Annotated in this window: 15 protein-coding genes and 4 pseudogenes; 4 read left to right on the top strand and 15 right to left on the bottom strand. The window is 60.8% G+C overall.

The annotated features are described in order from the left end of the window. Positions 1 to 3: 3 nt before the first annotated feature. The 9 genes from OKW35_RS12250 to OKW35_RS12210 all read right to left on the bottom strand — a co-directional run bounded on the left by OKW35_RS12250 (position 4) and on the right by OKW35_RS12210 (position 9,935). Positions 4 to 795, bottom strand: a complete 792-nt coding sequence (locus OKW35_RS12250) for a maleate cis-trans isomerase family protein (RefSeq protein ID WP_429552128.1) — start codon at positions 793 to 795, stop codon at positions 4 to 6. Continuing rightward, entirely contained in the window at positions 796 to 1,659 is an 864-nt protein-coding gene (locus tag OKW35_RS12245) for an alpha/beta fold hydrolase (protein ID WP_429552127.1), read from the bottom strand. It abuts the gene before it with no gap. Between the two features lie 43 nt (positions 1,660 to 1,702). Next, positions 1,703 to 2,365, bottom strand: coding sequence for a hypothetical protein (locus OKW35_RS12240; protein ID WP_429552126.1), 663 nt, complete (start codon positions 2,363 to 2,365; stop codon positions 1,703 to 1,705). Positions 2,366 to 2,416: 51 nt separating this feature from the next. Beyond that, positions 2,417 to 4,834 (bottom strand): xanthine dehydrogenase family protein molybdopterin-binding subunit, encoded by a 2,418-nt coding sequence (locus tag OKW35_RS12235; RefSeq protein WP_429552125.1) that lies wholly within the window; start codon positions 4,832 to 4,834, stop codon positions 2,417 to 2,419. Next, positions 4,831 to 5,343: a (2Fe-2S)-binding protein gene (locus tag OKW35_RS12230; protein ID WP_429552124.1), complete on the bottom strand. Its 513-nt coding sequence runs from the start codon at positions 5,341 to 5,343 to the stop codon at positions 4,831 to 4,833. Before OKW35_RS12230 ends, OKW35_RS12235 begins: the two co-directional genes overlap by 4 nt. Before the next feature lie 75 nt (positions 5,344 to 5,418). Next, on the bottom strand, positions 5,419 to 6,087 hold the full coding sequence (locus OKW35_RS12225) for a CoxG family protein (protein WP_429552123.1): 669 nt from the start codon (positions 6,085 to 6,087) through the stop codon (positions 5,419 to 5,421). After that, positions 6,084 to 6,974, bottom strand: a complete 891-nt coding sequence (locus tag OKW35_RS12220) for an FAD binding domain-containing protein (protein WP_429552122.1) — start codon at positions 6,972 to 6,974, stop codon at positions 6,084 to 6,086. The genes OKW35_RS12225 and OKW35_RS12220 overlap by 4 nt, the downstream gene beginning before the upstream one ends. Next, positions 6,971 to 8,074 carry a PEP/pyruvate-binding domain-containing protein gene (locus OKW35_RS12215; protein WP_429552121.1) on the bottom strand — a complete coding sequence of 368 codons (1,104 nt, stop codon included), beginning with the start codon at positions 8,072 to 8,074 and terminating at the stop codon, positions 6,971 to 6,973. Before OKW35_RS12215 ends, OKW35_RS12220 begins: the two co-directional genes overlap by 4 nt. Next, entirely contained in the window at positions 8,067 to 9,935 is a 1,869-nt protein-coding gene (locus OKW35_RS12210; protein ID WP_429552120.1) for a PEP-utilizing enzyme, read from the bottom strand. Before OKW35_RS12210 ends, OKW35_RS12215 begins: the two co-directional genes overlap by 8 nt. A gap of 458 nt (positions 9,936 to 10,393) precedes the next feature. Between OKW35_RS12210 and OKW35_RS12205 the strand changes: the two genes are divergently transcribed. The 3 genes from OKW35_RS12205 (at position 10,394) to OKW35_RS12195 (ending at position 14,029) form a co-directional block, all read left to right on the top strand. Continuing rightward, on the top strand, positions 10,394 to 11,938 hold the full coding sequence (locus OKW35_RS12205; RefSeq protein WP_429552119.1) for a hypothetical protein: 1,545 nt from the start codon (positions 10,394 to 10,396) through the stop codon (positions 11,936 to 11,938). A 174-nt stretch (positions 11,939 to 12,112) separates the two neighbouring features. Continuing rightward, positions 12,113 to 13,153: an XdhC family protein gene (locus OKW35_RS12200; RefSeq protein ID WP_429552118.1), complete on the top strand. Its 1,041-nt coding sequence runs from the start codon at positions 12,113 to 12,115 to the stop codon at positions 13,151 to 13,153. Positions 13,154 to 13,315: 162 nt separating this feature from the next. Next, a complete protein-coding gene (locus OKW35_RS12195; RefSeq protein ID WP_429552117.1) occupies positions 13,316 to 14,029 on the top strand; it encodes a GntR family transcriptional regulator in 714 nt (237 codons plus the stop codon). Positions 14,030 to 14,272: 243 nt separating this feature from the next. On the opposite strand, the pseudogene OKW35_RS12190 reads toward OKW35_RS12195, so the two are convergent. The 5 genes and pseudogenes from OKW35_RS12190 to OKW35_RS12170 all read right to left on the bottom strand — a co-directional run bounded on the left by OKW35_RS12190 (position 14,273) and on the right by OKW35_RS12170 (position 21,094). Beyond that, a pseudogene (locus tag OKW35_RS12190) lies at positions 14,273 to 15,285 on the bottom strand (transposase). Between the two features lie 195 nt (positions 15,286 to 15,480). Beyond that, positions 15,481 to 16,869, bottom strand: a complete 1,389-nt coding sequence (gene ltrA, locus OKW35_RS12185) for a group II intron reverse transcriptase/maturase (protein WP_429552116.1) — start codon at positions 16,867 to 16,869, stop codon at positions 15,481 to 15,483. Positions 16,870 to 17,581: 712 nt separating this feature from the next. Continuing rightward, positions 17,582 to 18,613, bottom strand: a complete 1,032-nt coding sequence (locus tag OKW35_RS12180; protein WP_429552115.1) for a toll/interleukin-1 receptor domain-containing protein — start codon at positions 18,611 to 18,613, stop codon at positions 17,582 to 17,584. A 701-nt stretch (positions 18,614 to 19,314) separates the two neighbouring features. Continuing rightward, positions 19,315 to 20,476: pseudogene (locus tag OKW35_RS12175) on the bottom strand (IS30 family transposase). A gap of 220 nt (positions 20,477 to 20,696) precedes the next feature. Beyond that, positions 20,697 to 21,094 (bottom strand): annotated as a pseudogene (locus OKW35_RS12170) (nuclear transport factor 2 family protein). Between the two features lie 81 nt (positions 21,095 to 21,175). Between OKW35_RS12170 and OKW35_RS12165 the strand changes: the two are divergent. Beyond that, positions 21,176 to 21,340: pseudogene (locus OKW35_RS12165) on the top strand (LysR substrate-binding domain-containing protein); the annotation flags it as partial. Between the two features lie 165 nt (positions 21,341 to 21,505). On the opposite strand, the gene OKW35_RS12160 reads toward OKW35_RS12165, so the two are convergent. Beyond that, entirely contained in the window at positions 21,506 to 22,498 is a 993-nt protein-coding gene (locus OKW35_RS12160; RefSeq protein WP_429552114.1) for an IS5 family transposase, read from the bottom strand. Between the last annotated feature and the right edge of the window lie 37 nt (positions 22,499 to 22,535).

The raw sequence follows: 22,535 nt of genomic DNA, 5'->3' as shown, positions 1-22,535 counted from the left end.
AGACTAGAGAGCCGCCACGGTCCCCTTGCCCGCCGGCAGCGGATAGCGGCCGCTCAGCAGCGCACCCGCATTCGGAACCACGGGCTCGAGGCCGAGATGATCGAGCATGCGGCGCGTCGTACACACGGCGGTCGACACGACCGGAATGCCGATGCGGTCCTCGACCAGCTGGATGGCGGGAAACGACGGCATCTGCACACACGCCGAGAGCAGCACCGCATCGACGCCAGACGTATTGAGCTCGCGGACGTCGTCGGCGAGCTGCATCGGATCGCGGCGCCCGACTTCGAGGTTGTCCGCAATCTCGAAGCAGCGCGAATCGACGACCTCGATGCCTTCGTGCTCGATGTACTGCACCACCAGATCGGTAAGCGGCCGCATGTACGGCGCGAGCAGCGCGATACGCCTCGCTCCGATGATCTGAAGCCCTTCGATCAGCGCACCGGCGGATGTCATCACGTGGGCGTCGCAGTGATTCTCGAGCGCGATGGCCTGCAATTCGCGTTCGACCTCCCGGTGATAACCCGGGCCCATCGCCATGATCGCGACGAGGCACGCGGTGCTCATGACATCCACGCGTGCGTCGGCCAGTTCGGCGGCACAGCGCAGGCCCTGGCGGTTCATCGCCTCGAGCTCTTCGCGCACGACCTTATGCATGCGCATGCGGCTCGAATGGAAAGTGAACCGCTCGGGCCGGATCGCTTCGCGGGCACGAAGCATGGCCGGGATCTCGGTCTCCATGGTAGTGTTGGAACTAGGCACGATCTGGCCGATGCGGAAGTGAGTCTGGGTCATCTAAGCTCCCTGAAGTTGTTTTACGCGCTGCGTCGCAAGCGCCGCCGTTGTCTTGTCTTGGAGGCGCGATCCGAGGAACGTGCCGAATGCCGCGAAGAAGCCTTCGTAGTCGTCCCACGGGATCATGTGACCCGCGCCATTGACGCGGGCAATGTCGATGGACGGATTCAGGTGCCGTATCTCCGCTTCGTCCTCCGGGAGGATGACATCGCCCTTGCCCGCAGCAATCAGCAGCGTGGGCACGTCGAGCTTTGGCAGGTCCGTGTGGATGTCGTCTTCGTGAAAGCCATTGAACGTGTCGATCACCGCCTTTTCGTTGCAGGTATGCAGCCACTCCGCGCGCAGGCGCAACTGCTCGTCAGTCCATGTCGGGCAGTACTTGCGCATGGTCTCGACGTCCGCTCCCTCGCGGCACTCGCGCATCGATTCAACGTACCAGGCGAGGTTGCTCGGGTAAGCGCGGCGGCCGGGCCCGGACACGGGCGGGTCGATCAGCACCAGCTTCTCGATATGGCGCGAATCCCGCGCGGCCAACCGGATCGCGAAGCGCGCACCCATCGAATGGCCGGCGAGAACGTAGCGCTCGAGCTTCAAGGCTGCGGCCAGGCCTGCGATATCCGCGACGCAGGTATCGATGCCGTAGTCGAGCGCATCGCCCGTCTCCGACAGTCCGCGGCCGCGCACGTCGAGTACGTAGACGTCGAAGCGCGTCGCGAGCCGCTCGGTGACGAAGCCCCACGTGACTGCGGGGCTGGTGATGCCCGGAATGAGGATCATCGCCGGCCCGCGGCCGCCGTAACGCAGATAGTGCTGGCGGATGCCGTTCGCGTGAACGTTGGCACCATATAGGAAGTTGCTTGTCACGAATGTTTCTCCACGACTGTCAATGGGATTCGCAGGAACCGGTTCATGCATGACCCAACTGGAAGCGCCGGTCGCTGGCGACCTTGCGGCGCCATTTCAAGTCGATGTCTAGTTGATCGACCATGTCGAGCGTCTTTACGGCGCTTTCGTACAATGGCAGCGCCTTCTTGACGGCGAGCGGCGGACGAATGCGCTCGAGGCTATACCGCAGCTTTTCACGCGCCTTTTCGGTGGTGTAGGTTCCTCGCCGGACCCAGTCGACGGTCAACCAGTCGAAGATCTCGAGAAACGACAGGGAATCGGCGGCCTGCAGGACGTCGGCCTCCGCGCCGCCGCCTATTTCGTGCCGTAAGATCAGCGCGCGCACGCGCCTGATGAACCCTTCGTCAACCGCCAGCGGTTGCTCGCGCAACCAACGCTCGACAATGTCGGCCGAACGGATAGAGTGGGCGAACAGATAGTCGGGGTTGTCGAAGCCGTTTTCGGGCGTGTCCGTCGGGCCTCCCGGGAAGAAGCGTTCGGCATCGTGCGTGAGCGCTGCGAAGCGCAGTTGCGGCGAAGCCGCGCCCATTGAAAGTTCAATCGCCCACATACGCGTGTTGAACAGGTGCTCGAGCTGGTAGAAGCCGTCTAGCCACGCGGTCGCCGATAGTTCAAGGTCGCTGAATGTCGGGTCCGCGTAGCGTCCCTCGATGCAAGGTGTCATGGGTTCCTCTTCGTTCTGTGTACGGCGTTGACGGGTCATTGGGTTTGGGCATCAGCGCCGCCCGCCCGCTTGCAGCGCCCTCCATACCGATTCCGGCGTGATGGGCAATTCCGAAAGCTCGACGCCGTAGTCCGCGAGCGCATCGCAGATCGCGTTGGCGATGGCCGCGCCCGGCGGAATGGTCCCGACTTCACCCACACCTCTAACGCCGAAAGTCGTCATCGGCGACGGCACCTCGGTGTGCAGCAGATCGATAGGCGGCACGTCGGCCGCCATCGGCACGAAGTAGTCGAGCATCGAGCCGCTCACGAGCTGCCCGGTGTCCCGGTCGTAACGCAACTCCTCGCCGAGCGCGGCGCCAAGACCCTGCACCAGCGCGCCGCGCACCTGCCCTTCGACCACGAGCGGATTCACCGCCACACCGCAGTCGTGGACGATGACAAAGCGCTCCACCTTGAACTCGCCCGTTTCGGGATCGACGGCAACCACCGCGGCTGCCGTGCCGAACGAGAACGCCGCGTCGGCGGGCTCGAAGAAAGATGTGGTCTCGAGGCCGGGCGTTTCCTCGGGCGGAATGCCCTGGCCGTAAATTGCGCGAGTAAACACCTGGGCGAGCGATATGCTCCTGTCTGCATCGGTGCGATGGCGCACCCGCGTTCCGTCGATGACCGCGTCGTCTGGCGAGATTCCCAGCGCCGACGCGCCGATCCGCAGCGTCTTGTCGCGGAATGGAATCGCTGCTTCGCGCAGTGCGCCCGCTGCTGCGATCAGCGTGCGCGACGCAAACGAACCGGTGTTCAACGGCGACGACGCCGTGTCGCCCGTATGAGTGCGCACCACCTCGTAGTCGACGCCCAGCACCTCCGCGCACAACTGCGCGAACGCAGTCTCGCTGCTCTGCCCGATCGAGGAGACGCCGGTATAGACGTCGACGGTTCCCGAGCGGTTGGCGCGCAGCGTGACGCTCTCGTGGGCGCCGAACTGCGAACCGCGATTGGCGAGAAAACGTGCGCTCGCGTAGCCCGTCCGTTCTACGAACGACGCGAAGCCGATCCCGACCACCCGGCCGTCGTTCCGCGTGCCTCGTGGCGACGCGCGATGCGCTTCATAGTTCACGGCATCGGCGGCCATGTGCAGCGTCTTCAGATAATCGCCGCTGTCGTACACGGCGCCACTTGGCGTCGTCCACGGCAAGTCCTCCGGCCGCAGCATGTTCATCGCGCGAAGCTCGAACGGATCCTTTGCGAGCTTGCGGGCCAGGCGATCGACCAGCACCTCGAGCGCGAAGTTGACCTCCGGCTGGCCGTAGCCGCGATAGGCGCCGACCGGTGTCTTGTTGGTCAAGGCGACACGACGCGTCACCACCGCGTCGGCGACCTTGTAGGGGCCCGTGAACACGACACTGGAGAGCTGGGCGGAACCGAACGGCGAGTTCCAGCCGCCGATATCGGTCGCGTAATCGTTGATCATGGCGACAAAGCGGCCGGCCTCGTCTGCAGCCAGACGATAGTCGTGGACGGATTCCCTGCCGTGTGTGCTGGCACGGAAGTGTTCCATTCGGTCTTCGATCCATTTCACTGGCCGGCGCAACGCCATTGCGTGCAGGCAGGCCAGCACGTCTTCCGGGTAGGTACCCAGTTTCAGGCCGAAGCCACCGCCCACGTCGGAGGCCGATACCCGAATGCATCCCTCATCGATTCGCAGCGACTCGGCGAGCTGCTTGCGCACGAGGTGCGGAACCTGGGTGGACGTATGCACGGTGAGCTCGCGAGCGCCCGGTCGCCAGACCGCAACGATCCCTCTCGGCTCCATGGGCAGCGCAGTAACCCGGCCAATACGCATGCGCCCCTCGATGACGATATCTGCACTTTCCAATCGCTCTTCGGGACAGCCGGCGCGGTTCTCGTTGACCGTCATGAGGTTCGACGTCATCACAGCCGGATGCAGCACGGGCGCTTCCGGCAACAGCGCGTCCAGCGCATCGCTGAGGTGGGGAAGCGGTTCGTAGTCGATGTCGATCAGTTCGAGTGCGTCCTCGGCGATCGCGCGGCTCGTCGCCACCACGCTCACGACGGGCTGGCCCTCGTAGGTCGCGACTTCCTGTGCCAGGGCGTAATAGGGAAGCTTCGGCGCGCCCGGGACGGGGCGCAATACCGTGAGCGGATCGCTCAGCGCCTTAACCTGCTGCCCCGTCAGAACATGCTTCACGCCTTCGAGTTCGAGCGCACCTGAGACGTCGATGGACCTGATGCGCGCATGCGGAAAGGGGCAGCGGCCCACCGCCATCTCCAGTTGATGCGCGAGTTGCACATCGTCGGTGAAGCGGCCGTCGCCGCGCAGAAGGCGATCATCCTCCTTGCGCGGCACGCTCTTACCGATCAGGCGATACGACGTGGCTGCTTCAACCCCCTCGTTCTCTTCGCGGTTCAGCATTTCTGCCACAACGGGCTTGTCCACCCTGCCGTTCATAGCGCTGCCTCGCTCAGGGCCAACTCATGGCCAGCCGCGCCCGCGAGCGTCCGAAGGTATTCGTCGATCGCGCGCACGATACCTTCGTAGCCGGTGCAACGGCATAGCACGCCACTGATCTCGCTGCGAATCTCCTCGCGCGACAACACAACGCCCCGTTGGGCGAGGCTGGTCGCTACCATCAGGAAGCCCGGCGTGCAGAAACCGCATTGCAACGCGTGATGCCGCTTGAACGCTTGCTGCAGTTCGTTGAGCTCATCGTTCACGGCGAGCGATTCCACGGTCCGCACATCGGCGCCATCGAGTTGGGCGGCGAGCATCAGGCAGGACTTCACTGCCTCACCGTCGACCTGAACTGTGCACATGCCGCACTTGCCCTGCTCGCAGCCGACGTGGGTGCCCGTGCGACCGAGCCGCTGGCGCAGGAAGTCGGCAGCGTGCATGCGGCATGGCACCGACGACCGGACGGCCTCACCGTTCACACACACGCTGATTTCTATCTCGTTCATGTTCAATGTAATGTCCTCGTTGTTCTGTCCGCGGTCGGCGCCAGGCGGCGGCAAACGCTCGGTGTCGGTGAGTCCTCAGGCCACGTGCCACAGCACGATCAGGCTCGTGATCAGCGCGGCGCCGCTCAGCGCGGCCGAAATCCTCGACCATGGGTCGATGGCCGCACGGGCTGCCGGCGCAACATCGTGGCGTGTTCCGCAATCTGCTTCGGGTGCCGAGACAGTGGCTGCGCCAGCAGTAGCGGAGGCAGTTGACGCAGCGGCGCGCGGCCCGCTTTCGTCGGCGGACGCGGCCTGTGCGCCCGACAGGATCCGCTCGAGATTCTTCGAGAACTCGGTCGTCACCTTCTCGGCCTGCTTCGCGATGACCTTCTGCCCCACGCTACCGAGCGCGCCGCCAAGCGCGACATCGCCCACCACGAACACGCGCGTGTATTCGCCTTCGCCGGTGAGCGACACGGTGTTCGTGCTACGGAAGTTGCCGATCGCGCCGCGCACGGCCTTGCCGGTCGAAGCGAAGCCGATCTTCTGCCGCTCGATGCGCTCGGTGATCTGCACCTTGGCCTCGAACGTCGCGGCCATCGGTCCGAGCCGCTGCGTCAGCAAGACCGTGACGTTGTCCGGGTCGATGACCTCGACCTTCTGCAGGCCAGGCATGCATTGCGCCACCCGTTCGAACTGCTCGAAAAACCGCCATACTTTCGCGACGTCTTCCGCCACGCGAAATTCCTGCTCGTATTTCACCTGTCGCTCCTTCCTGTCTTGCGGTCTAATTGCGGGTGCGCGCGCAGTTTCTGCAAGGTTCGCCGGACATACACCGGCACGAGATGCGTGCGGTATTCGGCACTCGCGCGTATGTCGCTTGCAGGGTCCACGACCTCCAGCGCCGCCTGCGCGGCCGCCGCGATGTCGTCGTCGGTGAGCAGGCTGCCTTCGAGCCGCGCTGCGGCTTCGCCTGCGAGCACTGGCGTATCGTTGACGCCACCGAGTCCCAGCCGCACGCCTTGCCAGCGGCCGTCGGATGAACGGTTGCCGGTGGCGGCAACGGAGAGAACGCAGAAATCACCGTGACGGCGCGAGAACTCGGCGAATGCGAAGTGCTGCGGATGCTTCGGGAAAACGATCTCCGTCAGCATCTCGTCGAACTGCAGCGCGGTTGCGTACGAGCCTTCGTAAAACGACTCGATGGGAATCTCGCGCGCGCCGTCCGGTCCGTGCGCCCTGACTCGCGCGCCGAGCACGAGGCAGCCGAGCGGCATCTCACCGGTCGGGTCGCCCTGCACAAGACTTCCGCCGATGGTGCCGCGATTGCGCACCTGGCGGTCGCCGACGAATCCGATCATCGTGGCGAGCAGCGGCAGCCGCTCGGCCGCGAGCGACGAGCGCTCGAGTGCCGCGTGACGCAGCATCGCGCCGGCCACGGTCTCTTCGCCGCTCGCCTCCAGCCGGTCCAGTCCTGGCACACGATTGACGTCGATGAGCGCCGACAGGCGCCACAGGCGCATGTTGAGCATCGGCATGAGGCTTTGGCCGCCCGCGATGATGCGAGACTCGCCGCCGTACTCGCTGAGGTGGTTCACTGCCTCGGCGACCGAAGTCGCCCGGATGTAGACGAAATCGGCCGCCTTCACGGTTTGCCTTCCTCGCCGCCGGCGGCCTGCCTGGTCACGCGCGTGCCGCTCAGGCGGGCCAGCACATGGCCGACCGGGGAGCGCGCCGTGGTGACCAGACGCGATACTTCCCTGCGGCTCCATACGGTTTCGGGACGCACCTGCAGCACGCGCAGATCGCCTCGTTCGTTCAACGCCCACTCGATGTCCTGGGGGGCGCCACGGACCCGCTCGATATGCTTCGCCAGCATCGCGAGCTGGCGCACCTGGTCGTCTTCCAGGCAAACGACGTTGATCCGCGTCGAAGCGATGGGGACCAGATCGACGGTGCTCAGTTCGGCAACGAAGCGATACTCTTCCGTCTGTCCCGTCCACTTTCGACCCACGACTTCCATCGTCACCTTGTCGACGACGAACTGGGCCGGTGTGATATCGCCCTTGACCACGCCCTCGCCGAGCCCCCACACCGCTTCCATTACCACTTTGGACCGGTCGCCGTTCAGCGGATTGAGCGTGAACATCACACCCGCGGCCCGCGCCTGCACCATCTGCTGAATGCCGACGCACATGCCGTAGTCACCCGTGGCGATGACGGTCTGCCCGTCGACCCGATACGACAGCACCGCCTCGCCGAACATGCCGGCCCAACATGCGCGGATGTGTTCGAGCACGGCATCTGCACCGCAGATCCAGAGGAACGTGTCGTACTGGCCGGCGAAGCTCGCACCCGCCAGGTCTTCTGATTCGCCGCTCGAACGCACCGCGACCGGCAGCGTCGGCACGCCAGTTCTTTCTTCCAGTTCGGCGTAGCTTTGCCTGATCTGCGCCTCAAGATCCGCCGGCATCGGTGCGTTGGCAATACGCTCCAGCAGGTGCGCCGTCTCGCCCTTGATTTCCGATAGCTGCAGTGACGAGCATGACTCGCTGATCCGGCGCGCTTCGTCGGTGAGACCGTTTTCCGCCATGAAATGCCGATACGCAGCCGTCGTCACCCCAAAGCCGGGCGGCACGGAGAACCCTGCCGTGGTCATCTCAGCGAGACTGGCGAACTTACCGCCGAGGAGCGGACTGCCCGAAGCAGCCTTATCGTCCAGCCAGAGAATGAATGGCGCTTTATTCATGGTCGCTGCCCTTTTCGATGATGCGCACGATGCCTTTGTAACCGTCCACTTCGATCAAGTCGCCAGTGCGGATGCTGACGGTCGCGAAGCCAGTGCCGACGACGGCGGGAAGCCCGTACTCGCGCGAGATGATCGCGGTGTGGGCCATCATGCCGCCGACGTCCGACACGGCTGCGGCGACACGCTGAAACACCGGCGCCCAGCTCGGCGCGGTGATCCGGCAAACCAGGATTTCGCCGTCCTGGACGTCGTAGAGATGCGACGATTCAGTGATGACGCGCGCGCGCGCCGTCACCTTCCCTGCCGACGCCGCGACGCCGCGCAGCTCATTGCCGAGCGTGCCTGCGTCGACGCCCAACCACTCCTGAATCGTTTCCTCTGTAATGCCCCAGAGCATGATCGTCAGCGGCTCCGTGATCGACTCCGGCGGCACGCCGAGTGCCGGCGGCGGAGACCACTTGCAGAGCGCATCGCGAATCCGCTTGCGCTTCGCGATGATCGGCCGCCAGTAGATTTCACCGCGAGCCGGCGTGGCGACCGCCCAACCGATCAGCAGGTCGTACAGCGCGTCATAGATCTCATTGCGATGCAGATAGAAGATGTCTTCCCGATCGTCGAAGAAGTTATGCGCGACGAACACGTCGCCCAGCTCGCGCACCTTCGACCAGAAAAGCGAATGGTGCCAGTGCTCGACGTAGAAATTGTGATCTTCCACGTAGGGATACACCTTGCGCGCGAGTTCGACGAGACCATCGAATGCTTCGCGGTCGGCATCGGTCGGCAGCAGTTCGCGGTATTCCGCCGTCACCTTCGTGCGGGTCTCCAGGATGCCGTCGAGCGGACGGCGAATGTCCTCGCCACGAAGCAACGCCTTGATGTAGCCGCAGATTGCGACGAACGGGAAGCGCGGATCGCTGATCCATACGGGATCCGAATGGGTGTAGCCGATACCCGTCGAAAACCAGAACCACGGGTCCTTGGCTTTTTCGTACGCTTCGAGCCAGCGGCTGCCGTTTGGCGCAGCGGCCAGCGCGGCCAGTGCCTTTTGCGGATTCTCGCTTGCGAGAATCATCTCGCCGAGATCCAGTTCGGTCGCGAGTTCCGCAAGACGGCGCAGCTCGTCGTCGGGCCGGAACAGCAGGATGTCGATACCCGACACCATGTTGGTGATCGTCTGATCGCTAATGCCGGGGAACGCTGCCTGGCAAAACTCACGAAACGTCAGATACGCGCCGTATCCGAGGTTCAGCATTTCAAAATGATACGAACCCATCTCGAAGAGATTTTCGATGAGCCGGCTATAGGAGCTGAGCAACTCGTGGGACGAATATGTGCCGCGATGGGCGAAGACCTTTTCCTCGGGCTCCATCTTCGGCAGCGGCTCGAACCTGATTGCCTTCAGGCGCTCGATGCAGTCCTTCGCCTTCGTGATCCATTGGGCGTAGATCTCATCCCAGTTCTCGTAATAGTGGCCCGCGCGAATGCTGAACTGCTCGGCGCGCCTCGCGATTTCGTCCGGATCGTCAATGGAGTTCGGGCTCACATACAGATATCCGTTGATGACCCGTTGGTCGATTCCGAGCGCCAGTGGAATAGGCCAGACACGTGTGGTCATCTGGCTGGCGGCCACCCACCAGTTTTCCGTCATGATGGTGTCGAACGGGTACAACGGCTCCGGATTGTGCATCCCGTCGAAATACCAAAGCTTGCCCTCTTCCATCGCCCGCCGCTCCGGGCTCAGCAGAGCGTAATAGGGATACATTTCCTGCCAGCCTTCGGCATCTTCCGGCGTGGGGACCGCGAACGGGCTAAGGAACTGCCGTTTTGCCCCGGAGGAACGCTGCGCATCTGTTTCGATCATGCAACCGCCTCTTCTCTGTCAATAAAAACGGGTTGGGGTCATCCGACCCTGACTCTGCTGCTATGTACTTCGACGCCGACACGTCGTGAGACTCATCAGCGGCACGCCTCTGATACACCGGGCCTGCCTTTATGATAGGCAGTCGTATGGTATACCGTTTGTAACATACAGCGATTCGTACTTTCCCTTACTTGGCGTCGATTTATTTCCATGTACGATTCGTCGCAGATCATCCGGGCTCCATAATTTTTCGCGGTTCTGCATCGATATTCCGCGAAAATATGGGGAATAGACGAACACCGACACTCATCCAGCGTTAGCGCAATTGGCATGCCACTTGCGCTAACGCTTGCCACGAAACTGAGCAGCTTGAGTCCGCAGCAAGCGAAACGTCGAAATGGTATACCACATGAGAAACTGTATTCGAGCCTTGCGGAGGTGTGCGGCAATACTTTGGCGTGGATTTTCTTGGCACTACCCCGGTGCAAACAGGCCGCTTTTGCACTTCATCTCAGAGCACTACTGCACCGGGGACATCACTGCGTGGCACCAATCAACCTAAGGAGCAAGTCGTGGCACCACTATTTCATGATCAGGTATCAACAAACGAGATACTGCTGACGTTCCTCTATACCGTCTCAGCCCTTTGCGTCATTCTTGTGGTTCTTGGGCTCGGGTTTATCGACACTGGCCTGGTGAGGGCGCGCAACGTGCTGGATACCTGGGTCCAAAAGTTCACCGCCGCGATGATCGGAGGTATTGGCACATTGCTTTTCGGATACGCGATCTGGGATCTGCAGTTCGAACAGGCCTTCCAGACGGCTAACCCCGTGATGACCGCGCTGAAGACCTGGTGGATTGGGGGCAGCGCTGCAACCACGCCGTCCGTTTTCATCAATCCGGAAAACATCCCGGGGGCAGACGTGCTGCAGGTCTTCGCGGTTTTCTTCGTCACGTTTTCGATGGCGACGATGGCGTTGATTCACAGCAGCGCGATCGAGCGGATCAGGAGCAAGGCTTTGTACACGATGGCCTTCGTCGTGGGACTGGTGCTTTCGCCGCTGGTCGGCTACCTGTGCTGGGGGCCGCTCTCTCCGCTGACGAACCGCGGAGTGCATGATTTCGAGGGTGCGTTTCCGCTGTATATCTTTGCGGGTACATGGTCCCTCGTGCTCGCATGGCGCCTTGGGCCGCGCCGTGGGGTGTTCGCGAAGGATCCCGAGGGCGTGCGGCCGGTGCCGAGCAATCAAGGCTTTGTCGCAGCCGGCGTACTGCTTATCGTATTCGCGCTGCCCTTCATCGCGTTCGGATCGACCTTCATTCTTCCTGGCGATGGGGTGTACGGCATATCGCTCACGCGAACCGGTCTTGGACTGATTCTGCTCAACCTCTTTAGCGCGTTGCTGGGTGGCGGCATCAGCGGCGCATTCATCACCTATCGTCTGCGGGATCCCCGCTGGGTATTCCTCGGTCCCATCGCCGGCACGGTGATCGGCAGCACGCTCTTTGACATCGGCACGCCGATCGAGAGCTTGATCTTCGGCGTCCTGGGTCCGGTCGTAGCGCTCGCAACGGCGAAACTGGTCCATCGTCTGGGCATCGACGAACCGAAGGTGGTTCCGCTGGCTTTGGGTCCGGGTGTCGTGGGCGCCGTGCTTGTCGGCTTCACCCATTGGGGCACGGCGACCGGCGGCTTTCCGGGTCTCGCCGGCCAATATGCCGTCGGGCATGCCCAGATCACGCCATGGTGGCAACTGGCAGGCGTAGTGGCCACCATGGCCGTATCCGGCATTCCCGCGCTGATCCTTTGCCGTATGTTTGAAATGTCGGGCAAGCTGCGTGTGTCTCATGACATGGAAGTCGTCGGCCTCGATGTGTCTCACTGGGGCATCAACTGTCACGGCGACGATATCGGATCGGCGAGCCACGAGCCGGGCGTCGCGGTATACAAGTCTCTTGCCGTTGGAGAACTCGGAGTCGAAAAAGCCTCGCGTGCCACCTGAGTACGCCCGTTGCGCGTCGACGCGTGCCTCCATAAGCGGGCTCGGCGACATTCCCTCGTCAGATGTCCTACCGTGCCGGAACCACGCAACGCGCGCGGTCGCCGGCTGGGGGGGCGCGTTGGCCGCGCTGATGCGGTGCCGGAAACCGTGCCGCGCAACCAGACAGAAATTTTCATGGATAGTGCCGATCTCGAAGTACTGAAAACAAGCGCGCGCTGGATCGCGGGGGGTCGACGCGTGCTTCTGGTCACAGTCGTGAAGACATGGGGCTCGTCGCCGCGTCCTGAGGGTGCAATGCTCGCGATCTGCGACGATGGGCACGTGGTGGGTTCCGTATCCGGCGGGTGCATCGAAGACGACCTGATTGTGCGGGTGCGCAACGACGGCATCAAGGAAAGCCGGCCACAGACCGTCCAATACGGAGTCACCGCCGAGGAAGCCCATCGCTTCGGTTTGCCATGCGGCGGTATGCTTCAACTGGTACTCGAGCCGCTAAATCTGCGAAGCGGTATCGACCTGTTGCTGGCCGAGCTCGCGCGCGGTCGCCTGATCACCCGCTCGCTGGATATGGCGACGGGAGACGTGCGACTGACCGCCGCGTGCATGAACGACGGCGTGCGGTTTGATCAGCAGACCTTGATGACCACGCACGGTCCGCGATACCGGATGCTGGTGATCGGCGCCGGGCAGCTTTCGCGCTATCTATGCCAGATCGCGGTCGGCCTCGACTATCAGGTGACCGTCTGCGACCCACGCGGTGAGTATGCGGAAGAATGGAACGTGCCAGGCGTGGCACTCGTGCACACCATGCCGGACGACACAGTGATCGAAATGCAACTGGATCGACGCAGTGCCGTCGTCGCACTAACGCACGACCCGAAGCTGGACGACCTCGCGTTGATCGAGGCGCTCAAGACGCCGGCGTTCTATGTGGGCGCGCTCGGCTCGCGCCGCAACAACGCAGCGCGGCGCGAGCGGCTGAAGGAATTCGACTTGAGCGATATGGAACTGGCCCGCCTTCTTGGGCCGGCGGGCATTTATATCGGCAGCCGCACGCCGCCGGAGATCGCGATCTCGATCCTCGCAGAAGTCACCGCAGCGAAGAACGGCGTTTCGCTACCGACCCTCCTCCGAATCGAAGAAGCGAAAGCGGCCCGCGAGGCGACAGCGGGTAAGCCGGCGGGCGACGGACTGACTGCCGCGTGCGCAACCTAATGCTTTGCGCCTGCCGCAGACTGCAGCCTCACGGCGCTGACACGTCGACAGACCCGTTTATAAGCGCGAGCCTGCTCGCCGCGCGGCGCGCCCACTGACGCTGGTGAGCTCCCCGAGAAGGTGCTAAGCTATTTCGTTTGTCAAGACAAAAATTTTCCTCTTATGCAGCACGATTACTTCACGCAACTCTATGCGGAATTCGAGTCGATTCAGCATCTTGGTTCGGAGTCTCCAGCCAAGCGGTTGAGCGAAGTCCTAGCCTATGTCATCCGCAAGGCCATTCTTTCTGACGTGTTGAAGCAGGGTACGCCGATCCGCGAGCGCGCCCTCGCCGATGAGCTGAATGTAAGTCGAACGCCAGTTCGGGAGGCGCTGTTCGTGCTGCAAGGAGAGGGGCTCGTCACGCTCAATCACAATCGAAGCGCGTGCGTCGCTCATTTTTCTCGTGAGGACATCAAAAACATCTACTCGCTTCGTGGCGTTCTGGAGAGCTTTTCCGCCGAGTGTGCCGCCAAGAACCACGATCAGAGTCAGCTGGAAAGAGTCCGCGAAGCCTTGGCGAAGTACCAGCTTCTGGACGCGCAATCGTCGCAATTGGCACAGGCGCAGGCGGACCTCGAATTTCACGACACAATTCTGGTGGCAGCAGGCAGCCAGATATTGACGACGATCACGCGACAGGTACTGGCGGTCACCATCACCCACCGGTCACGATACGCGTACACGCCTGAACAGCTGAAGCAGGCGCAAACTCAGCACGAGTCAATATTCAATGCGATCAGCACTGGCGACTATGCGTTGGCCAAGTGGCTGATGGCCGAGCACGTGAACAAGTCTAGCGATCTGGCTGTTCAACATCTTTCGTCGTTCGCGTAGTCTTCTTGTGCGACTCCACGGGGAACACCACGTTCTCCCGTGGCTCTGCGGTAGTCACGCCCTGGGCGCTCCCTCATCTGCGCAGTACGCAGCGGGACGCATCCGACAGCAGCAATCCGGCTAACCCGTACTTTGGCCCCTCAGAAAGCCGGAACCGGGGTGATCGCCCTTTTCCTGCAGTTTGATACGGTTAGCCCGCCAACCCTTTATGGGGTTCGGGGAGCAATGGAACAGTCAACCGACTTAAGGCTCGTTGTGGCTCCGGAGCGGCCGTAGTTCGCCACGAGCGACAGCATCCGGTACCGCAAACGAATAGCGTCCCAGCAGGTTGATGTGGTCGTGGCCGAATGGGGAAAGCCGAGCGACGTCTTCATCGTTGACAGGGAAGCCCTCGCTGCGCAGTTGCGTCAGAATCGCATCCATGTAGACGGTGTTCCACAGAACAATGATGTTGACCGCCAGCCCTAGCGCGCTGAGCTGGTCCTCCTGCCCCTCACGATAGCGCTGGTACAGTTCACCGCGTTTGCCGTGAAATACATCGCGCGCGAGACTATGCCGCCCTTCGCCGAGATTGAGCTGGAGCAGCGTGCTGCGGCGACGTGCCTCGTCATCGAGATACATCAGCATGTGGATGGTCTTGTCGATACGCCCGATTTCCGCAATGGCCTGCGCCAGTGGCGTGGCCCGCTCACCAACCTGCAACGTCCGCATGATGCCGGTCGCCGGCACGAGCCCAAGTTTCAGGGAGCCGGTCAGCCGCAGCACATCATCCCAATGCGGCGCGACCCGATTCAGCTTGATATAGTGTCGCGCCAGATCGTCGAGGTCGCCGTAGTCAGCGCCCGGATCAATCCTCCAGAAGCGTGCGCCGCCAACGTCTGCGAGTCGCGGGCTGAAGCGATAGCCCAATAGCCGGAACAGCCCGAACACGATGTCACTGTACGCGCCCGTGTCTGTCATGATGCGGGTAGGTTGCAGTTCCGTTTGCTGTTCGAGCACGACGGCCAGCAGTACCAGACTGTCGCGTAACGTGCCGGGCACCGTGATGCCGTTCAGGCCGGTGCGTTGATCCGAAATCAGGTTGTACAGGTGACCCCGCGGCCTCGATTGAAATACTTTGGATTCGGTGCGGCATGGACGGTACGCACCGGCACCACGAAACGCATTCCGTCGGCGGACGCAACGTCACCGCCACCCCATTCCCTAGCCAGGGCAATCCGGTTTTGGGCGGCGACCAACGTAGCGTTGGCGGCCATCAATGTCTCATCGCGTACATAGTTTTGATCGGTATCGAGATGTGACGCGGTGACTTTAGGCTGGGTTTGTCTGTTGCCGCCTCTTTCGTCTGGCGGTGCCCGAATAACCTCACCATGGCTCCGTTTTCACATCCCGCTCATCGAACCCAGCGTGCAGATCTCCCGCACTGGGCTCTCGGACAAGACATCACACCTTCACACACGCCAGGCTACGCCCCCACGTGCGCTCAGACGTACGAGACCGAAGTGCCCGTAAAGGTGCGGGAGTGGATAGCCCCCGCCCTTGCGTCGCCTGAGCTTATGTTTGTTGCGTAGCCACCGGCGCAACCGCGTTGCGGTGTAGCTGTCAAGCGCACGATAGGCGCGGCTAACGCTTCCTACCTGGAAGTAGTTCGCCCAGCCGCGTAACGTGCGGTTCAACTTGCCCACCAGCGCCGTGGTCTCTTGCCATGCCGTCTTGAGGGCGGTCATCGCATGGATCTTGTCGACCATGCGCCGGATACTCTTCTTCGACGGCCTCATGCCCATACGGGCCTGACCAGTCGTCGCTGAGTACATCCGCCCAAACGTAAAACCCAGGAAGTCGAATTCGCCTTCCGGCACCTTGCAGATTCGCGTCTTCTCCTCGTTGACCGTCAGCTTCAGCTTGCCCATGATCGCGCGCAGTCGCGACAAGGCTTCTTCAGCCTTACCCCGCTTGCACAGGATCACGAGATCGTCCGCGTAGGTCACGATTCGACTGCCAAGACTTCGCTCAAGCCCGAGCTTCTTCCATGCCAGCACAAACCGGCGCATGTACACATTTGCCAGCAGTGGTGAGATGGGTGAACCCTGGGGAATGCCGCGTCTACTGTCCCTGGCCTCCGTCGTACGTTTCTTCCGGCCTCGGTCATCGGTTTCTTCAACGGGGCATTCCAGCCACATCCTGATCAGATGCAGCACGCGCCGATCGACGATGCGTCGCGCGAGCGACAACATCAATTCGGCGTGGGGAATACTTCCGAAGTAGTCCGCGAGGTCGGCGTCAACGACGTCCGTACGACCGCGAAACAGCAGTTCCTCCACCTCGACCACCGCTTGCTGGGCATTGCGGCCCGGCCGATAGGCGTACTGCTCGGATGGAAGGTCGGCTTCGAAGATCGGTTCGAGCACCAGCATCGCTGCTGTCATGCACACCCGGTCTCGCAGGGTCGAGATGCCCAGTGGCCTCAGCTTGCCATTGGCCTTCGGGATAAACACTCTTCTGATAGGGTCCGGCCGGTAATTCTCCTGCCTGAGCGCAAGCGCCAGTTCGCCGAGCCACCTCTGCACCCCATACGCTTCGACCTCCGCGAAGTCTTGCCGATCGACACCCGGCGCGCCCTTGTTAGAGCGGCACTGGGCGTACGCATGCGCCAGCACATCCTCGCGATAGATCTTGTCGTACAGCGCGTAGAAGCGATATCCGGCTTCTGCCTTCGCTTTCGTGTGTAACGCCATCTGCAGCTTCTGAACACGAATCGGAGTTGATAGGTTGCCCAATCTCCACGTCCTCACTACGTATTGCGTCTGTCTTGAACTGAGGCCCCTTCCCTCCACCAGCATTACACCGGCTTCCCCGGTACTACGAGCCTCTCCGTCACCCCAAGGCGCCCGGCCTGTCCCTCGCGGGCGTCCGGTTGCTCATCCCTGAGCACGCCAGGGGGCTTCCCGTGTTGCGTACGCTTTCCTTGTGTGCATGCTGTCGCCACTACCCCGGCGCAGCGACTGGTGGCACTGCTTCGCTCATCCATCCAGTCGTATCAGCCTTCCCCGAAAGGGTCGTCGGGTCGGCCTGCGCATCGGCATTTTCGAGGCTTACTCAGCGTTCACTCACGTTACGGCCTGCACACTCGCGCTGTCACCAATTCGTGACACGCTTATCCGAAGGCTTCAGCCATTTCGTTACCTCCATGACTGCTCCAGTTGCTTCCGGCTGGAGCGGTTGCCGGGCGGGGCTTGCACCCGCTGGAAAGCGCCGCCTTTGCACGGCGCACACCCACTCCAGCCCTTTAGTGAACTTCTGTGAATGTCATTCCCTAGCTTCGAAGCGGCCGTTCTGCTGCGCGCGATCGAGGGCGAACGTAACTGGAGTAACGGTCCCGTCCATTTTCACGCTGGACAATTCTTTACGCAATGGACAAGCTGTCGAAGACGCATGGGCGCGTCTGGAACCAATTCGTGCTGTCTGAATAATCCCGAAAGCCCAGAGCAATTCAGTAACCCCCTCTTGAAAACGAAGTTCTAAAGATGCGGGTCGGAAATTGTCGCTTGCGTATCAAATGTATGCCGTCGTGAGCGTCTTGCTCGTTCTGGTTGAATCCATTATAAATGTAAGGGATTTTGAATAGACCTCAAAGAGTGGTGTATTGGTGTAGCGGAGTTCCAATTTCAATTGATCCTCCGGCACAATTCCCGCCGCAAAAACATCAATCAACATGCGACAGTTCGCCTGACCAAAATCTAAACACAAAAAACTGTTGACTGGAATCAAATTAATAAGATGCAAGGTACATCTATCGGCTTGGTCGCGGGAAAGTCCGCGCGTCTTCCCCCACGACTTAAAATTGCTAATAAATCCTCTAATTCTTTCCTCGACGCCATGACCGCAATTGTGGGTTTTTCGCAAGTGCTCCATCGGTGAGGCATCGGGGTCCGGAACAAAAAGATGGACCCGCCCGTTCCCCCCCTTTAGAAATGTTTCAATGCCGGCCGCAGAATTGGGACCGAACAGTGCGCCATACCATAAGCCGACTGCAATGACCGAGTGCCGCGCACTTGCGACATATTTGTCAACATTGCAACCATGCCGGCCTTGTCCGTCCTCTCTACGTGAATCCATGTCCGAGTAGCTTGTATATATGTCGTATATTCCGAATGATCTGTAGGGATGGTTATCAACAAGAAAAAATTGAGCGAGTTTTATGAGATTTTCTTGGTACAATTTATCGCGCATCGACATGGATAAATCCACGTATAGCTTCCCTTTTATTTCGTCTGGAACATATGTATCACTGATTTTGATATAAACGGTCTTCAAATGGGCGCCCGACTCCTGGATCATTTTTGCAAATTCCTCCTCGTACTTAACCCACGGAGCGGCCTGCGAATGATCTGACAGTGCCACCAAAAAAAAATCGGCATCGTTTTTGATCGCCTGGGTGATCGCCTTTTGAACGTCAGTGGCAACGAGCAAGTTTTCGAGATCGCGCCAAACCTCTACACCAAGCTGGTTCAGAAGCAGCTTAAGCCTGTCAGTAAGTGACCTGTCCTTTCTGGAATAGGACAAAAATACACGGTAGCGCTTCATATCAATCGTCTCCGCAGTAACTGCTCGATCTTGAACGTCAGCAGCGCAATCCGGCTAATAATGCAAGTCCCTAAGTTGACGTTTGGTCCGGCCCTGCCATCGCCGCGCGCAACGTGGCTCACATAACGATAGCTTGCTCAACCGCGACTTTCTAGGACAACGCTTTCGTCGTTGAGTGGCGAGCCCACTCGGTGAGTCGACTCCACGGAGCTTTTTCGCCGGCCGAGACCAGAGATACACCGATGTAGTACGAGCAGGGCGATCTCCAGGTCCGCCTGAACGCAAACCCCCGCCCCCGTCATATGGGGGCAAAACTACCCAAGGGCTCGCTTCCGCACCGCATCCCATCAGGAAGCCTATCTCGCCGTCGTGGAAGGCGGTTCGTCGCTCATCAGCAGACTCTCCCCAACGAACTGCGAAGGGCCGTTGGTGGCCGAACCCGGTCCGATAGCTGAGTTGAGAACCGCTTGCCGGCCCGCAGCGGATGATCGTCGCAAGTCGACCGAGGCTGTGTGAAAACGCGAAACTACTCGGTTTTCGGGTGTCGCTTTACCCTTCCCGAGTTGCATCCAAGCCAACACAGGGCGATCTGATGGGTCGAGTTTTTCGATGGGAGCGTTCGGCGTGTGTTTTCACACAGCCTCGACCCACAACGGCCACTTGAAGCTGCCGAAGGCAAATGGCCGGTCACCAGGGCGGATTCAACCGGTGGATGCAATAGTTTGCTGGAATCGTTCGGCGGGCGTCTCGTAGTCCAGTGTCTTTCTTGGACGCTCGTTCAGTCGTCTTGCCACAGCGTTGAGTTTGGCCTGCGAATACACTGACAGATCGGTACCTTTCGGGAAGTACTGCCTCAATAGTCCATTCGTGTTCTCATTCGACCCACGCTGCCAGGGATGTTGCGGGTCGCAGAAGTAGACGGCAATGTCGGTGGCGACGGTGAAGCGCTTGTGGCCGGCCATCTCCGTCCCCCGATCCCAGGTGAGCGACTTGTAGAGTTCCTGCGGTAACTTGCTGGCATGTTTGATGAGCGCATTGATGACCGTTTCGCTGTCCTTGCTGGCTATCTTCACCAGCATGACATAGCGTGTCTGGCGCTCGACGAGCGTCGCAATCTGGCTGCTGCCGCTACCGCACAGCAGATCACCTTCCCAGTGGCCCGGTACAGCGCGGTCTTCAACATTAGCCGGGCGTTCGCTGATCGATACGGTGTCGCGAATCCTGCCGTGATCCTCCGTCTTTAGCGTGTGATGGCGCGAACGGCGCATGGCCCGGGTGCGCCGCAGGTGCTCCAGCAACTCCTTCTTCAGGGCCCCACGGGCCTGTATGAAGAGAGAACGATAGATTGTCTCGTGGGACACGTGGTAGTCCTCGTTGTCTGGGTACGCGCGTCTGAGCCATCCGGCGATCTGCTGCGGTGACCACTGCAGTTGTAGCTTGGCTGCCACGATGTGCGCCAACATCCGGTGCTCAACCAGTTTACAGGCTTTGGGTCTCTGCGCGCGATCCCACGCGAGCTGATCGGCGTGGCTTGCCCGATAGCCGTCCGGGCCGCTGTTACGTTTGATCTCACGAACAGATGGTGGAGGGAGCTCGCGAAAGTCGCATGGCGATTGACTGGATCGAATCGTCGGCCGCAAGTGCCCGTGAGATCTCTTCGCGCTCCTCCAGCGTCAATGCCAATCCCGATCGATGCCTTTGTGGTGGCTGGATTCCACCTGTCTCAGCCAGAATCCCCTGTACAGACGAGTGGTTCCGGTCAAAAAGCTGGGCGATCTTCTGGAGAGACTCTCCCTTCCGCCAACGTTCCCACATCAGCGCTTTCTGCTTCTCGCTGTAGTAAATCCGGCGTCGCTGTTTCATCTGCAACACTCCCACTGCTTGCGCAGTCTTCAGTGTGTCGCATCCACCGGTTGAATCCGCCAGGTCAAACAGTCATTCCGTCGATTAAACCGCATCCAACGCTATGCCCGTCACCGCAGACGTGCGACATCGCACGTGGACGCGTCGCGAAAACAGCCACTTGCCAAGTCCAGCGATGCGCTTCGTGGTTTGAACCCCAGCGCAAGCGCGTCCTTTCCCGCTACGCGTATTTGTCGCCAACCATACTGCGGATCGGATGAGTATCGTAGACGATGATCATCCGTTCGATGAGTCCGTGTTCATCGAACTCGAAACGTCGACACACTCGAAGCGCACAGCGGAACCATCCTTCAGCCCCCAATCGTAGATGAAGCAACCTGTCGCGCGCCGAGCCCCCGACGCGCTGACGCAGATGTCGATTGGGGTGATTTTGCTCTCGCCCGACGCTGCATCGACCTTCGCAAAAAATGGCGCCGGTTTCATCCAGCCGAGAAACGGCGAGAAAATCTGTGCATCCGGCGTGAACAATGCGCAGATTGCGGCAACATCGCCGCATTCCAGCGCCTGGAGGTAGGTACGAATCTGCCGCGTGTATAGTGCTTCCAATGATGAGACCATCATCTTCCTCCGATCATTCGTTGATGACTCGGCCTGTCCGAACGAACAGGCATCTGGTACCGGAACGATAGCGATGCACCGATGACCGAACAATCGAAAAATCCGCAACCGGGGTATGCGGCGCATGCATACCCACTCGCCGACCTCACGCGCCCCCTGCCTCCACTGGCAGCGTTCCAGTCATTCGTCACGGCGGCGCAACTCGGCAGTGTCAGCAAGGCCGCGAATCATCTGTGCCGGAGTGAAAATTGACAACCGATCTGGATACAGGTGACCTAGGGAAACGCTGATTAATTGACCGGGCTGCCGAGCTTGCAGATGGGATGGCGCGGAATTTTTCTGGATGACGAAGTAAATGAGGATCGGTTTCGGTGAATTTGGCTCTGGAGCGAGCCTCACTTATCGCATCTTTCACACACTTGACGGATTGCCCCCATGAACCGGCTGCAATAGATTTCGCGCAATCACCAGGTTCGCCAAGGCGAACAGACTGAACAGTTGCGCCATGTTCTTGGCCAGCCCCTTGTAGCGCGCCTTGCGATGATGGAACAGGTTCTTGACAATATGAAACGGATGCTCGACCCGCGCGCGAATCTGCGCCTTGTTTCGCTCGACCGCAACCACCAGGTCCTTCAGCGGACCGTCCTGCATCGCCTTGATCTTTCCGCGCTTGGCCGCCACGCGCCACTTCACCGGCTTGCCCTTCATTTCGTCGCGTTTGTCCACGCCGATGTAGCCCGCGTCGCCGAACGCTTCTTGCTCATGTCCGTGCAGCAGGGCATGGGCCTGCGACACATCCGACACGTTGGCCGACGTGCCAACCACGGTATGCACCAGCCCCGAATCGGCGTCGACACCGATGTGGGCCTTCATCCCAAAGTGCCATTCGTTTCCCTTCTTCGTCTGATGCATCTCCGGGTCGCGGCTCTTCCCGGCGTTCCTGGTCGACGGTGGCGCTTCGATGATCGTCGCGTCGACCAGCGTCCCTTCCTTCATCATCAGCCCGCGCTCGCACAGCGAGATGCCGATCTCGTCGAACAACTTGCGCGTCAGATCATGCTCGACCAGCAGGCGACGGAACTTCAGCAAGGTGGTCGCATCCGGCACATTCTCGACCGCCAGGTCGATACCGGCGAAGGCGCGCAGCGCGATGCTGTCATACAACGCATCTTCCAGACCTTCGTCCGACAGACCGTACCACTGTTGCAGAAAGTAGATGCGCAGCATACGCTCCAGGCCGATCGGCGGCCGACCTCGCCCGCCCTTCGGGTAGTGCGACTCGATCGCCGCCAGCAAGCGCGGCCAAGGCACGACGCGCTCCATTTCGGCCAGAAAGCGCTGGCGTCTCGTCACACGTTTCTTGCCCGCACTTTCCGCTTCCGCAAAGCTGATCTGCCGCTTCATCGTCGACCGTCCGTCCCGTGAATTTCTTCTACAACGC

Origin of the sequence: Paraburkholderia sp. MM5477-R1 (assembly GCF_050436385.1) — a bacterium.
Taxonomy (GTDB): Bacteria; Pseudomonadota; Gammaproteobacteria; order Burkholderiales; family Burkholderiaceae; genus Paraburkholderia; species Paraburkholderia tuberum.
The sequence above is the reverse complement of the archived record's forward strand: the minus strand, read 5'-3'. Positions and strand labels throughout refer to the sequence as shown.

Bases quoted from the DNA above. Each gene is read 5' to 3' on its own strand.
- OKW35_RS12250 (WP_429552128.1), bottom strand. From the start codon at position 795: ATGACCCAGACTCACTTCCGCATCGGCCAGATCGTGCCTAGTTCCAAC.
- OKW35_RS12240 (WP_429552126.1), bottom strand. From the start codon at position 2,365: ATGACACCTTGCATCGAGGGACGCTACGCGGACCCGACATTCAGCGAC.
- OKW35_RS12235 (WP_429552125.1), bottom strand. From the start codon at position 4,834: ATGAACGGCAGGGTGGACAAGCCCGTTGTGGCAGAAATGCTGAACCGC.
- OKW35_RS12230 (WP_429552124.1), bottom strand. From the start codon at position 5,343: ATGAACGAGATAGAAATCAGCGTGTGTGTGAACGGTGAGGCCGTCCGG.
- OKW35_RS12215 (WP_429552121.1), bottom strand. From the start codon at position 8,074: ATGAATAAAGCGCCATTCATTCTCTGGCTGGACGATAAGGCTGCTTCG.
- OKW35_RS12210 (WP_429552120.1), bottom strand. From the start codon at position 9,935: ATGATCGAAACAGATGCGCAGCGTTCCTCCGGGGCAAAACGGCAGTTC.
- OKW35_RS12200 (WP_429552118.1), top strand. From the start codon at position 12,113: ATGGATAGTGCCGATCTCGAAGTACTGAAAACAAGCGCGCGCTGGATC.
- OKW35_RS12195 (WP_429552117.1), top strand. From the start codon at position 13,316: ATGCAGCACGATTACTTCACGCAACTCTATGCGGAATTCGAGTCGATT.
- ltrA (WP_429552116.1), bottom strand. From the start codon at position 16,869: ATGCTGGTGGAGGGAAGGGGCCTCAGTTCAAGACAGACGCAATACGTA.
- OKW35_RS12180 (WP_429552115.1), bottom strand. From the start codon at position 18,613: ATGAAGCGCTACCGTGTATTTTTGTCCTATTCCAGAAAGGACAGGTCA.
- OKW35_RS12160 (WP_429552114.1), bottom strand. From the start codon at position 22,498: ATGAAGCGGCAGATCAGCTTTGCGGAAGCGGAAAGTGCGGGCAAGAAA.